We start from the raw sequence: 13,285 nt of genomic DNA on the forward strand, positions 1-13,285 counted from the left end.
ACGCCGGAGTTCCTGGCGATCGCGGCACGCGTGCGCGACGGGCTCAGGGCGGGGCACAGCTATGATGATTGAGGCGGCGGAAGATGAGCTCCCTCCTCTCCCCGACGGGGAGAGGGTGGCCGGAGCGAAGCGGAGGTCGGGTGAGGGGGCCTTGGCGGATCCGACCAAAAGAAAGGTCGGTGCAACCGCTCGCGCTCGAAAGCTGCGGTTTGACGAGACCGAGGCTGAATACAGGCTTTGGGGGGAACTAAGAGGGCGCCATCTCAACGGCTACAAATTTGTGAGGCAAGTGCCGCTTGGGCCGTTCTTTGCAGATTTCGTCTGTCGTGAGAGCGCGCTGATCGTGGAAATCGACGGCAGCCAGCACGCGGAATCTCCAACCGATGCCGCGAGAACTGCTTGGCTGAATGGTCACGGTTATTCCGTTCTTCGGTTCTGGAACCATGAAGTCTTGGCCGAACGCCGAGCGGTCCTTGATACGATCTTGGCTTGCCTCGACGGAAAGATTTCTACCCCCTCACCCGGCCTCCGCTTCGCTCCGGCCACCCTCTCCCCATTGGGGAGAGGAGGGCACCCATCCCGCGAGGACCACTAGATGGACTCGTTTCGCGACAAGATCGTTCCGGTGACCTCGATCCTCTTGGGCGTGGTCGTCGTCTGGTACGTCATGGCCGTTGTCCTCAACGCACCGTTCCAGCGCGATCTCGACCGCCGCGCCAATCAGACACCGGGCGTCGTCGAGTTCATCGGCAAGACGCTGGCGCAGCCGAAGCCGACGCTGCCGGCGCCGCATCAGGTGGCAGTGAATTTTTTCGAAAACACCTTTCTGCGCAGCATCACCTCGAACCGCAGCCTTGTCTACAATGCCTGGGTGACGCTGTCGTCGACGCTGCTCGGCTTTGCCTTCGGCACGGCGCTCGGCATCGTCATCGCCGTCGGCATCGTGCATGTGGCGACGCTCGACCGCAGCCTGATGCCGTGGATCATCGCGTCGCAGACCATTCCGATCCTGGCGGTGGCACCGATGATCATCGTTGTGCTGGCCGCTGTCGGCATCACCGGGCTGATCCCGAAGGCGCTGATCTCGACCTATCTGTCGTTCTTCCCGGTGGCGGTCGGCATGGTGAAGGGGCTTCGCTCGCCCGAGCTTACCCATCTCGACCTGATGCACACCTATAATGCCAGTCCTTCGCAGACCTTCTGGAAATTGCGGGTGCCGGCTTCGGTGCCGTTCCTGTTCACCTCAATGAAAGTCGCGGTGGCCGCCAGCCTCGTCGGCGCCATCGTCGGCGAGCTGCCGACCGGCGCCGTCGCCGGCATCGGCGCCAAGCTGCTCGCCGGCGCCTATTACAGCCAGACCATAGACATCTGGTCGGCGTTGGTTGCCGGCTCGGTGGTGGCCGCCTTGCTGGTGATGCTGGTCGGCATAGCCGGGCGCCTGGTCGACCGCGCCATGGGCGGGAGGCCGGCATGAGCTCGCTCCTGAGCCTTTCCTCAATCACACCTCGATCCTGGCAAGGGTATGCCGCGCTCATCCTTCTTGTCGGCGCGCTGCTTCTTTGGCCGCTCGTCAGTGCCGCGCCCGGTTACGCCATGGCGACCACGGCTTTGATGTTCATTTTGCTGCTCGTGGCAATTGAGGCCGACAACTTTCCACCGATGATCGGGGTGGTGTTGCTCTTCCTTGGCGCGCATGGCGCGGCGTGGATCCTGCTCGCCGGCATAACCGGCAATGAGGGCAGCGCTGGCGCCCCCTTCTATCTGCTGCTCGCCGCGGCATGGTTTTTGGCCTGGCGCTGCGTAACGGTCCTGTCGTCGTTTCGCCCGACGTCGCGCTGGGCGTCAACCGCCCTGCGCCTGATCATCCCGGCGATCTTCGGCGCCTGGATCCTGATCATCTGGGAGGCGGTGACCCGTGGTGCCGGTATCCCCTTCATCCTTTTGCCGCCGCCAAGCGCCATCGGCGCACGCATTGCCACTTCGCTGCCAATCCTGGCCGCCGACGTGCGTCAGACGATCTTCAAGGCGGTGATCTTCGGTTACGTCGTTGGAAGCGGGGCAGGTTTCATTGCCGCCATCATGGCCGACCGCGTACCGTTCCTGCGGCGCGGACTGCTGCCGATCGGCAATATGGTGTCGGCGCTGCCGATCATCGGCGTGGCGCCGATCATGGTCATGTGGTTCGGCTTCGACTGGCAGTCCAAGGCGGCGGTGGTCATCATCATGACCTTCTTCCCGATGCTGGTGAACACCGTCGCCGGGCTTGCAGCCTCCGGCTATATGGAGCGCGACCTGATGCGCACCTATGCCTCGGGCTACTGGCAGACACTATTCAAGTTGCGATTGCCGGCGGCGGCACCGTTCATCTTCAACGCGCTGAAGATCAATTCGACGCTGGCGCTGATCGGCGCCATCGTCGCCGAGTTCTTCGGCACACCGGTGGTCGGCATGGGATTCCGCATTTCGACGGAAGTTGGACGGATGAACATCGACATGGTGTGGGCCGAAATCGCAGTTGCAGCACTTGCGGGTTCGGTCTTTTATGGCGTGGTCGCTCTTTTCGAGAGAGCAATCACGTTTTGGCATCCCTCTGTCCGTGGTGGATAGGGGCGGTGGGTTTAGGGCGCTAACTTCAGAGGGTAAAAACATGAAAAGACTTGTTGTTTCGATGCTGGCCGGCGCGATGTCGCTGGCCGCGTTCCAGGCGATGGCCGCGGACAAGGTGACGCTGCAGCTGAAATGGGTCACCCAGGCACAGTTCGCCGGCTACTATGTCGCCAAGGCCAAGGGCTTTTATGAAGCCGAGGGCCTCGATGTCGATATCAAGCCCGGCGGCCCCGACATTGCGCCGGAGCAGGTGATCGCCGGCGGTGGCGCCGACGTCATCGTCGACTGGATGGGCGGTGCGCTGGCTGCGCGCGAAAAGGGCGTGCCACTGGTCAACATCGCCCAGCCGTTCAAGAAGGCCGGCATGGAGCTGGTCTGTCCGAAGGACGGCCCGGTCAAGACCGAAGCCGACTTCAAAGGCCACACGCTCGGCGTCTGGTTCTTCGGCAACGAGTACCCGTTCTATGCCTGGATGAACAAGCTTGGCCTCAAGACCGAAGGCGGCCCGGACGGCGTTACCGTGCTCAAGCAGAGCTTTGATGTGCAGCCGCTGATCCAGAAGCAGGCGGATTGCATCTCGGTCATGACCTACAACGAATACTGGCAGCTCATTGACGCTGGCTATAAGCCGGAAGAGCTGACCGTTTTCAACTATTCCGCCATGGGCAACGATCTGCTCGAAGACGGGCTCTATGCTTTGGAAGACAAGCTCAAGGATCCGGCCTTCGAGGACAAGATGGTGCGTTTCGTGCGCGCTTCGATGAAGGGCTGGAAATACGCCATCGACAATTCCGACGAGGCAGCTGGCATTGTCATGGACAATGGCGGCCAGGACGAGAACCACCAAAAGCGCATGATGGGGGAAGTCGCCAAGCTGATCGACAATGCCGATGGCAAGCTCGATCCGGCGACCTACGAGCGCACCGCCAAGGCGCTGCTCGACCAGAAGATCATCAGCAAGGAGCCGACCGGCGCCTACACGACCGCGATCACAGACAAGGCGATCAAATAGGGCTGTCAAGCAAGCTCTGTTGGAAGACAAAAAGGGGGCGGGCGACCGCCCCTTTTTAGTGGGATGTAAAATGAACGTTACCGGCGGAAACATCCGCTCGCAAAATCGTTGTGCCGATGCATCCGCTTCAAGGGTGCCACAACGGAGGTTTCCATGCGCATCCAGTCCTTCACGCCGATGCTTTCGGCGCTGGCCATTTCTGCAGCCATCTTCTCGGTGTCACCAGCTCTGGCCGAAACCGTAAAGATGACGGCGACGCTCAATGGCGCTGAGCAGAACCCGCCCGTCACCACGAAGGGCAAGGGCACCGCCACGCTCAGGTTCAACACCGCCACCAAGAAACTCAGCTGGACCGTGAGGTATTCCGGCCTCAGCGGGCCGGCGACCGCCGCACACATTCACGGCCCGGCGGCAAAGGGTGAAAACGCCGACCCTGTGGTGCCGTTCAAAAAACTGAAGAGCCCGATCAAGGGCTCGGCGACATTGACCGACAAGCAGGCCACCGATCTGGAGGCCGGCAAATACTACGTCAACATCCACACTGCGGCCCACGCGGACGGCGAGAACCGCGGGCAGATCGAAAAGGCGCCAGCGTCGATGTAGCGCAACGTCGCCCGAGAGCGACCATAGCGCTGCATCAACCTGTCGAAGTTTGCGAAGGGATTCGACCTATCCCGTTGGCGCTCAGGCCCTGTCGCGTATCTGCGTCATGGTCCGGGTCGGCGTGATCGCTTCGGGATCAAGCCTGATCTCGACGATCGCCGGCTTGCCGCTGGCGCGCGCACGCTGGAAAGCCGGCGCGAAGTCGGCGGTCTTCTCGACTGTTTCGCCATGACCGCCATAGGCACGCGCGAGCGCCGCGAAGTCGGGGTTTTTCAGATCCGTGGCGACGACACGGCCCGGATATTCGCGTTCCTGATGCATGCGGATGGTGCCGTAGATGCCGTTGTTGACGACAACGACAATGATCGGCAGTCCGTATTGCACGGCGGTGGCGAATTCCTGCCCATTCATCAGGAAACAGCCGTCGCCGGCAAAGGCGATCACGTCGCGCTCGGGGAACAATTCCTTGGCTGCGACCGCCGCCGGCGTGCCGTAGCCCATCGAGCCGGATGTGGGTGCTGCCTGTGTGCCAAAACGCCGGAAGCGGTGATAGCGATGCACCCAGGTGGCGTAGTTGCCGGCGCCGTTGGTGAGAATGGCATCGTCGGGCAGCATCGTTTCGAGATAATTCATGATCGGCCCCATCTGGACGGCGCCAGGGCCGCTCTCCGGAGGCGTCGACCAGTCGAGATAGGCCGCATGCAGCTTCGCTGTCTCAGCCGCCCACACCGGCGCTGCGCCCGGCTTGTGTTTGGCAAAGGCTTCGACGAAGGCCGCGGGCGAGGCATTGATCGCCAGCGCCGGCCGGTAGACGCGGCCGAGCTCGCCGGCGTCGGCATGGATATGGACCAGCATCTGGTCCGGGTAGGGGCTCTTCAGCAGCGTGTAGTCGGACGACGGCATCTCGCCCATGCGGCCGCCGATGAGCAGCACAAGGTCGGCCTGCTTGATGGCGGTTGCCAGCTTGGGGTTGATGCCGATGCCGACATCGCCGGCATAGTTCGGGTGAAGATGGTCGAACAGCATCTGGCGGCGGAAGGAGCAGCCGATCGGCAGCGACCAGGCCTCGGCGATCGTCCGTATTTGCGCGACGGCTTGCGCGTCCCAGCGCGTACCGCCGAGAATGACGAAGGGCCGCTTTGCCTTGTTAAGCAGCTCTTCCAGCGCGTCGATTTCGGCCTTGCCCGGCCGCGTTTCGACCGGTGTGTAGTGCAAGGCTTCCGGTGCCTCGGCAAGGCTGGTCAGCATGTCCTCGGGCAGCGAAATGACGACCGGGCCGGGCCGGCCCGAGGTCGCCACTGAAAAGGCCCGCGTGACGAATTCGGGGATGCGCGAGGCCTCGTCGATCTCGACCACCCATTTGGCGATATCACCGAAGAACCTGACATAGTCGACCTCCTGGAAGGCCTCGCGCCCCTTGGCGTGGCTGGCGACCTGGCCGATGAACAGGATCAGCGGCACCGAATCCTGCATGGCGATGTGGATGCCGGCCGAGGCATTGGTGGCGCCGGGGCCGCGGGTGACGAAGCAGATGCCGGGCCTGCCGGTCAGGCGGCCATGGCAGTCGGCCATCATTGCGGCACCGCCCTCCTGGCGACAGACGATGGTGCGGATCGGTGAATCATGCAGCGCGTCGAGCACCGCGAGATAGGATTCGCCGGGCACGCAATAGATACGGTCCGTTCCGTTGGCTTCGAGCGCATCGACGATGAGTTGTCCGCCGGTCTTCATTTTCCAGACCTCTCCAGTTCGGCAAGGATTTCTTTGGTGTGTTCGCCGAGACGCGGCGAGGGCCGTTCATAGACCAGCGGCGTGCCGGACATGACCATCGGCGCACGCACCGAGGGCAAGAGATTGCCATGGCCGTCGTCGAGGTCGAGCCGCATGCCGCGCGCGATGGTCTGCGGGTCCGCAAACATCTGGCCGATATTGTTGATCGGGCTGGCCGGCACGCCGGCGGCCTCGAGCTTGGCCAGCAGCGGGTCGCGATCGAAGACTTTCAGCGCCTCGATCATCTGCTCGCGCAGCTTCGCCCGGTTGGCAACGCGGGCGGGATTGGTGGCGAAGTCAGGGTTAGACGCCAGCTCGTCGAGGCCGACGGCAGCGCAGAACTTTGCGAACTGGCCGTCATTGCCGACCGCCAGGATGATGTGGCCATTTTTCACCGGCACCACCTCGTAGGGCGCGATGTTCATATGCGCATTGCCCATCTGCACCGGCGATTGTCCGGAGACGAGATAGTTGAGGTTCTGGTTGCCGAGCGTCGAGATCTGGGTGTCGTAGAGCGCCATGTCGATATGCTGGCCTTCGCCTGTCTTCTCGGCATGACGAAGCGCCGCCTGGATGGCGATGACCGAATAAAGCCCGGTGAAAACATCTGAAATAGCGACGCCGGCCTTTTGCGGTTCGCGGCCGGCTTCGCCGGTGATCGACATCATGCCGCCCATGCCCTGGATGATGAAATCATAACCGGCGCGCGGCGCATACGGTCCCGACTGGCCAAAACCGGTGATCGAGCAATAGATCAGCCGCGGGTTGATTTTTCTCAGGCTGTCATAATCGAGGCCGTACTTCTTCAGTCCGCCGACTTTGAAGTTTTCGATCAGCACGTCCGATGTCGCGGCCAACCGGCGCACCGTCTCGGCGCCCTCGGGCGTCGAGAAGTCGATGGCGATGGAGCGCTTGCCGCGGTTGCAGGAATGGTAATAGGCGGCCGAAAGGTTCTCGCCGTCATGGCCGATGACGAAGGGCGGCCCCCATTTGCGCGTGTCGTCGCCGCCGTCCGGGCTTTCGACCTTGATCACATCGGCGCCGAGGTCGGCAAGCAGCTGCCCGGCCCATGGCCCGGCAAGGATGCGTGCGAGTTCGATGACGCGGATGCCTTTGAGCGGAGGCTCAGTCATGGATCACCGTGATTGGTCGAAAGCGCAGCCTTAGATCTTTTTTGTGCATGTCGTTATCCCAAAACCGCTGCGCACTTTTGGGCGACATCCCACTATCAATCCCGCGTGCCGCTGTCACGGCCCTTGCGATGGGCCAAGCGTTACGGCGCCCTCAGCACGCGGTCGGCCCAGAGCGCAAAATCCTCCATGATGATGTCTCGATTTACCTCGTTCAGGCTTTCGTGGCGGGTTTCGGCGTAAACCCTTGAAACGAGATTCGAAAAGCCCATCATGTGCATCCGGCCGGCAAGATGGCTGACCGCCTTGCCGCCGTCCGAGGCCGGATCCTTCTCGCCTCCGACCAGATTGACGAACAGGTCGCGCCGCACGCCGGAAAAACCGCTGTCGCTGCCGCAATCGAGCGCCATCTTGACGACGTCATGCCACATCGACACCGATGCGTCCCAGCCGCAGAGCGGGTCGGCGATGTATTTCTCCACTTCGACGGCATCGCGCGACAGCCAGTCGAACGGCGTCCGGTGATTGGGCACGGCTTTGCCCCAGGCCCGGAACGTCAGCCGGGGCAGCAGGCGCGACGGCACGTCGGAACCAAGCCGGAATTTTTCCCAGGCAAGCATGCCGAGCGCGATTTGGCCGAGCAGGCCGGCCGAGAAATTGCCGTTCCAGATCGCCGCGCCCTGGATGCGCGCAGAGTGGCGCAAGACGAAATTCAGTGCGACCGACGCGCCCAGGGAGTGGCCGAAGACGATGACCGGCAGGCCCGGCCGTTCCTTGGCGATGAGGTCGTGGACGGCAGCGACATCGGCGATGACCTTGGCACCGCCATCCGTGTCGGCGAATCTGCCAAGCGGGGCATCAGGCGCCCTGGTCGCGCCGTGGCCACGGTGGTCGTGGGCGTAGACCTGGTAGCCGCGCGCGCCGAGGAAATCGGCGAAGCGGGCATAGCGCGCGGCATGTTCGGCCAGCCCGTGGTTAATCTGGACAATTGCGCGTGGTTGGCCGGTGGCGTGTTTCACATAAAGGTTGAGCTCGGCGCCGGTCGGCGATCGAAGCACAAGCTGTTGGTCGAATGACATCGCCGCTTCGTCTCCAATGCCCGCGACACGATACCGGACGCGAGTTTTGTTTGCGCCGGCGCCGGTTTTGCGTCAATCCGGCGTGGCCGATTTGCGCGGTGGGGTTTATCGCACGTTCGCAATTCTGACATGGTGACAACGGCAGTCTGTTGCCGCAGTTTTTTGATCCGAGGGACTCTTATGCGGACAGGTTTTGTTTTCGGATTGGCGCTTGCGGCCGTGCTGCTGGTCGGCGCGGCGCAGGCCGATGTGAAGATGACCGGCTCATTCGTCGCCGATGCCGCCTGTCCGGCGACGCAGGCGATCAAGAGCGGCAAGAACCTGGGCAATGTCTCGACCGCGGCTGGCCAGAGCTATGATCTCCTGGCCGGCAACAAGGATGCGCCCACCCACTATCTCATTCGTGTGCCGGGCGCCGATCCGGAGCGCCGCTGGGTCAAGATCAGCTGCGGCCACGTTTCGGGCGGCAATGCGTCGACGATGCCGGCTGCATCGGCGCCTGCCGATCCGAACAAGGCATCGGCGTCCGGAAAACCGGAATATGTCTTCGCGCTGAGCTGGCAGCCGGCTTTCTGTGAGACCAAGTCCAGCAAGACCGAATGCCGGGCGCAGACCGCGGCCGGTTTCGATGCGACCCATTTCACCTTGCATGGGCTGTGGCCGCAACCGAACGGAAATTTCTATTGCCAGGTCGCGGCAAGCGACAAGGCGAACGACGATCCGGCGCACTGGCGGGACCTGCCGCCGGTCACGCTTGACCCGAAAACGCGATCGGAACTCGACCAGGTGATGCCGGGCACCGCATCCGCCCTCGAAAGGCATGAGTGGATCAAGCACGGCACCTGCTACGGCAAGAGCCAGCAGGAGTATTTCTCCGACGCTTTGAACCTGATGCGCGCGGTGAACGCGTCGCCGGTACGCGATCTCTTCACCAAGAACATCGGCAAGCAGCTGACGTCCGATCGGATCCGCAGCGCCTTCGACAGCGCCTTCGGCACAGGCGCGGGCGACCGGGTCCGCGTATCCTGCGTGGTCGATCCTTCGAACGGCAGGCGGCTGATCGGCGAGCTGACGCTTGGCCTTACCGGCCCGATTGCTTCGAACGCCTCGCTCGGTGCGCTGCTGCTTGCCTCGGCGCCGACAGCCAAGGCCGGCTGCCCGAAGGGCACGGTCGATCCCGTCGGTTTCCAGTAAATAGGCCGAACGCGACTGTCGCTTTGCACCGGGGGTGGTATGATCCCAGGGGCATCATTCGGCGGGGGTAGCGATGAGTGGCATGACGAGCGGCGCGTTGGCGCGGCTGGCGTTCTGGGCCAAGGGCATGACGGCGATCCGTGACGGCCATATGGAGTGGCCGGGTTTTTCCTACACCGAAGCGGAGTGGGCGCGCATGAGCACGCTCGCCAAACCGATCGGCGCCGGCACCTACCAATTGTTCACACTGGTCAACGCGGCGATCTTCATCGCCATCGCTGCGCTCGGTATCTTCGGTATCTTCCTGCCGCTGGCGACGCTGCTGTTCCCGGTACCGGCCGAAACCAGTGCGCTCAAGTTTTCGCTGCTGTTGGCGGCATGCGCCTTCCTGATCATCGGGATCGGCCTGCCGATTTCGCTGCGCCTTTCGACCGCGCTGGTCGCGCCGAAGTCGCTGCATACCAACCTTGTCGCCGTGGCCGGCGATCAGGCGCTCGCGGCAAAGGTGTCGTGGCAGATCAACCGGATCATGCTGGTGCTCTGCGGCTTGCTGGTGCCGGGCATTCTTCTGTTCATCGCCTATGATATCGATGCCAGCCCGATCATCGCGGCAATGAAATAGCTGGCGATCGCACTGATGGCGGTTTCGGTCGCGATCGGCGCATGGCAGCGGCGCAAACAATCCTGATTGCGCCAATTGCAGCGTTATGCGCCGACGCTGCGCTCCGGCCTGGTCCATGTGTTGCGGCCGTCAGCCTCGTTGCCGCCCGGCTCGCCGACAACGCGGTCGCGTCCGGTCGATTTGGCCTTGTAGAGACGCTGGTCGGCGAGCGCGAAAAGATCGGCAAGGCAGCGGGTCGTCTCGCCGACGGTCGAGATGCCGGCGCTGATGGTGATGTCGAACCGGCTGGTGCTCGTTGATGTCTTGACCGCGTGCCTGATGCTCTCGCCCAGCAGCCTGGCCGCCGGATGCGGGCGCGAACAGAGGATTGCGAATTCCTCGCCGCCGATCCTGAAAACCTGGTCCTCGGGACTGACAATCTCGCCAAGCAGGGCTGCGATGGATTTCAGCACCTTGTCGCCCTCGGCATGGCCGAAGCGGTCGTTGATCGACTTGAAATGGTCGACATCGATGATCAGCAGGCTGAGCGGCTTGGCCGTCCGCAGGCTGGCGGCGACGGCGGCTTCGCCGTCGCTGTCGAAGCGGCCCCTGTTCAGCAGGCCGGTGAGGCCGTCGCGCCCTGCCTGCTCGACCAGCGCTTCATAGCGCTCGCGATAGGTCAGCGTGTCGAAAATGTCTGAAAGCCCACGCGGCGCCGGGATCTGCCGTGCCTCGAACCATCTGAGATAGGCGACAAGCATGATGCTAAAAGCAAGGGCCGCCCCCATCTTGGCAAACCAGCCGCCAAGGAAAACCGCGACCGGCGCCCCGGCGATGAAATGCAGCGCCGTGAAGAACCCCGCCTGGTCGAATGTGAGTACACAGGCTACCGAGACCAGGATGCGGGTGAAAAGCGCATTGCGCAGGTATTTGCCGAGTTTTTCATAGAGCAGGATGATGAGGATGGCATCGATGAACAGCAGCGAAGTGCCCCATGCCATCAGCCAACCCATCTTATCGATGAAGGCGATGTCGGGAAGCTTGCCGTCGGGCAGCGGTGCGATGTCGTGCAAGCGCAGGATCAGCACGAGCCCGATCATCAAGGCATTGCCGAGCAGCAGGCCGTAGATGGGCTGCCGCACGGTTGCCGCGTCCTCCTTGATGTAGAGCAGGAGAAGCATCACCAGTTTGCCGGAAAACAGCACAGCCGAGCCGGGCGATACCATGCCGAACGGCAGCGCGACATAGAACACGCTGGCCAGATAGGTTTCCAGAAAATGCATGGCGCCAAGCGCGCAGACAAAGACGCCGAGGCCGATACGGTTCCTGAAACCGAAAAGCGTGACCATTGTGCCGAAATAGAAAACCGCTTCGGCAAGCAGCAGGAAACTGTTCAGCACGACCCGATCTCTCTTCCGAAATCGCGGTTGCTGGCGATTCCCCACCCAACACTGTTTTGACGCGGAATGGTTAACCGGAGCTTTCGTCTGGGCGTCGGCACGAAATGAACGGCTAAGCGTTTGCGGTGCGACCAAATTCGCTTAGGGCCAAAACTGTTTGCCGTTCGCGGCCGCATCGCTTACATAGCGCGCAACTTCCATTCAATCCGACATCAGTCGATTTTTCAGGGAAAGCGCGCGTGGCACGCCAGTTCATCTATCACATGGCCGGCCTCAACAAGGCCTACGGCACCAAGAAGGTGCTCGAGAACGTTCATCTGTCCTTCTACCCGGACGCCAAGATCGGCATCCTCGGCCCCAACGGCGCCGGCAAGTCGACGATCCTCAAGATCATGGCCGGGATCGACAAGGAGTGGAGCGGCGAAGCCTGGCTGGCCGAAGGCGCGACCGTCGGTTACCTGGCGCAGGAGCCGGCACTCGATCCGAACAAGAATGTGTTCGAGAACATCATGGAAGGCGTCGTCGCCAAGACCGCCATCATCGAGCGCTATAACGAATTGATGATGAACTATTCCGACGAGACGGCCGACGAGTCGGCCAAGCTCCAGGACGAGATGGACCGGCTCAATTTGTGGGATCTCGAGCAGCAGGTCGAGATGGCGATGGAGGCGCTCGGCTGTCCGCCCAAGGAAGCCGACGTCACCAAGCTGTCGGGCGGCGAACGCCGTCGCGTCGCGCTCTGCCAGCTGCTGCTGCGCCAGCCCGATTTGCTGCTGCTCGACGAGCCGACCAACCATCTCGACGCCGAGACGACGGCGTGGCTGGAAAAGCATCTGCGCGCCTATCCGGGCGCGGTGATGATCATCACCCACGACCGCTACTTCCTCGACAACGTCACCGGCTGGATCCTCGAGCTCGACCGCGGCCGTGGCATCCCGTACGAAGGCAACTACACCAAATATCTCGAAGCCAAGGCCAAGCGCCTCAAGCAGGAAGGCCGCGAGGACGATGCGCGCCAGCGGGCGATCGGCCGAGAGCGCGAGTGGATCCAGTCCAGCCCGAAAGCCCGGCAGACCAAGTCGAAAGCCCGCATCCAGGCGTTCCAGGATCTGCTGGATGCGGCCGACAAGCGGCGTCCGAGCGACACCCAGATCGTCATTCCGCATGGCGAGCGGCTCGGCAATGTGGTGATCGAGGTCGAGGGTCTGTCGAAAGGGTTCGGCGACACGCTGCTGATCGACGATCTCGAATTCAAGCTGCCGCCCGGCGGCATCGTCGGCGTCATCGGCCCGAACGGCGCCGGCAAGACGACGCTGTTCCGCATGATCACCGGGCAGGAAAAGCCCGATGCCGGCACGATCCGCGTCGGCGAGACGGTCAAGCTCGGTTATGTCGATCAGAGCCGTGACGCACTCGACCCAACCAAGACCGTCTGGGAAGAGATCTCGGGCGGCGCCGAAGTGGTCAAGCTCGGCAAGTTCGAGGCCAACACCCGCGCCTATTGCGCGTCGTTCAACTTTCGTGGCGGCGATCAGCAGCAGAAGGTCGGCAACCTGTCCGGCGGCCAGCGCAACCGCGTGCATCTGGCAAAAATGCTGAAGACCGGCGGCAATGTGCTGCTGCTCGACGAACCGACCAACGATCTCGATACGGAAACGCTTGCCGCACTCGAAGACGCGCTGGAAAACTTCGCCGGCTGCGCCGTCATCATCTCGCACGACCGCATGTTCCTCGACCGGCTGGCGACGCACATCCTCGCCTTCGAGGGCGACAGCCATGTCGAATGGTTCGAGGGCAATTTCGAGGATTACGAGCAGGACAAGATCCGCCGCCTCGGCCCGGACGCGGTCAACCCGCACAGGATGACGTATAAGCGGCTGACCAGGTAG

The 13,285-nt window shown here is 62.7% G+C and carries 12 protein-coding genes; 8 read left to right on the forward strand and 4 right to left on the reverse strand.

The window, feature by feature from the left end:
• Positions 1–64 precede the first annotated feature (64 nt).
• From NKJ94_RS08300 to NKJ94_RS08320, 5 genes are all read left to right on the forward strand, one after another.
• Entirely contained in the window at positions 65–595 is a 531-nt protein-coding gene (locus NKJ94_RS08300; protein ID WP_352524478.1) for an endonuclease domain-containing protein, read from the forward strand.
• A complete protein-coding gene (locus NKJ94_RS08305) occupies positions 596–1,474 on the forward strand; it encodes an ABC transporter permease (RefSeq protein ID WP_352524216.1) in 879 nt (292 codons plus the stop codon).
• Positions 1,471–2,607, forward strand: a complete 1,137-nt coding sequence (locus NKJ94_RS08310) for an ABC transporter permease (protein WP_352524217.1) — start codon at positions 1,471–1,473, stop codon at positions 2,605–2,607. The genes NKJ94_RS08305 and NKJ94_RS08310 overlap by 4 nt, the downstream gene beginning before the upstream one ends.
• Before the next feature lie 40 nt (positions 2,608–2,647).
• A complete protein-coding gene (locus tag NKJ94_RS08315; protein WP_352524218.1) occupies positions 2,648–3,619 on the forward strand; it encodes an ABC transporter substrate-binding protein in 972 nt (323 codons plus the stop codon).
• A gap of 153 nt (positions 3,620–3,772) precedes the next feature.
• The gene (locus NKJ94_RS08320) at positions 3,773–4,222 is read left to right on the forward strand and encodes a CHRD domain-containing protein (RefSeq protein ID WP_352524219.1); all 450 of its coding nucleotides are present in this window, start codon (positions 3,773–3,775) and stop codon (positions 4,220–4,222) included.
• A gap of 81 nt (positions 4,223–4,303) precedes the next feature.
• On the opposite strand, the gene NKJ94_RS08325 is transcribed toward NKJ94_RS08320, so the two are convergent.
• The 3 genes from NKJ94_RS08325 to NKJ94_RS08335 form a co-directional block, all read right to left on the reverse strand.
• Entirely contained in the window at positions 4,304–5,953 is a 1,650-nt protein-coding gene (locus tag NKJ94_RS08325; RefSeq protein ID WP_352524220.1) for a thiamine pyrophosphate-binding protein, read from the reverse strand.
• A complete protein-coding gene (locus NKJ94_RS08330; RefSeq protein WP_352524221.1) occupies positions 5,950–7,125 on the reverse strand; it encodes a CaiB/BaiF CoA transferase family protein in 1,176 nt (391 codons plus the stop codon). Before NKJ94_RS08330 ends, NKJ94_RS08325 begins: the two co-directional genes overlap by 4 nt.
• 140 nt (positions 7,126–7,265) lie before the next feature.
• Positions 7,266–8,201 carry an alpha/beta fold hydrolase gene (locus NKJ94_RS08335; RefSeq protein ID WP_352524222.1) on the reverse strand — a complete coding sequence of 312 codons (936 nt, stop codon included), beginning with the start codon at positions 8,199–8,201 and terminating at the stop codon, positions 7,266–7,268.
• Positions 8,202–8,381: 180 nt separating this feature from the next.
• Here NKJ94_RS08335 and NKJ94_RS08340 point away from each other — a divergent pair, with 180 nt between their 5' ends.
• Positions 8,382–9,395 (forward strand): ribonuclease T2 family protein, encoded by a 1,014-nt coding sequence (locus tag NKJ94_RS08340; protein ID WP_352524223.1) that lies wholly within the window; start codon positions 8,382–8,384, stop codon positions 9,393–9,395.
• Positions 9,396–9,468: 73 nt separating this feature from the next.
• Complete coding sequence (locus NKJ94_RS08345) at positions 9,469–10,017, forward strand: hypothetical protein (RefSeq protein WP_352524224.1); 549 nt, start codon at positions 9,469–9,471, stop codon at positions 10,015–10,017.
• 83 nt (positions 10,018–10,100) lie between these two features.
• Here the strand turns inward: NKJ94_RS08345 and NKJ94_RS08350 are convergent, their stop codons facing one another.
• Positions 10,101–11,396, reverse strand: coding sequence for a GGDEF domain-containing protein (locus NKJ94_RS08350; RefSeq protein ID WP_352524225.1), 1,296 nt, complete (start codon positions 11,394–11,396; stop codon positions 10,101–10,103).
• A gap of 239 nt (positions 11,397–11,635) precedes the next feature.
• Between NKJ94_RS08350 and ettA the strand changes: the two genes are divergently transcribed.
• Positions 11,636–13,285, forward strand: coding sequence for an energy-dependent translational throttle protein EttA (ettA, locus tag NKJ94_RS08355; RefSeq protein WP_352524226.1), 1,650 nt, complete (start codon positions 11,636–11,638; stop codon positions 13,283–13,285).

The organism is Mesorhizobium sp. M0060 (genome assembly GCF_040323155.1).
In the GTDB taxonomy this organism is placed as follows: domain Bacteria; phylum Pseudomonadota; class Alphaproteobacteria; order Rhizobiales; family Rhizobiaceae; genus Mesorhizobium.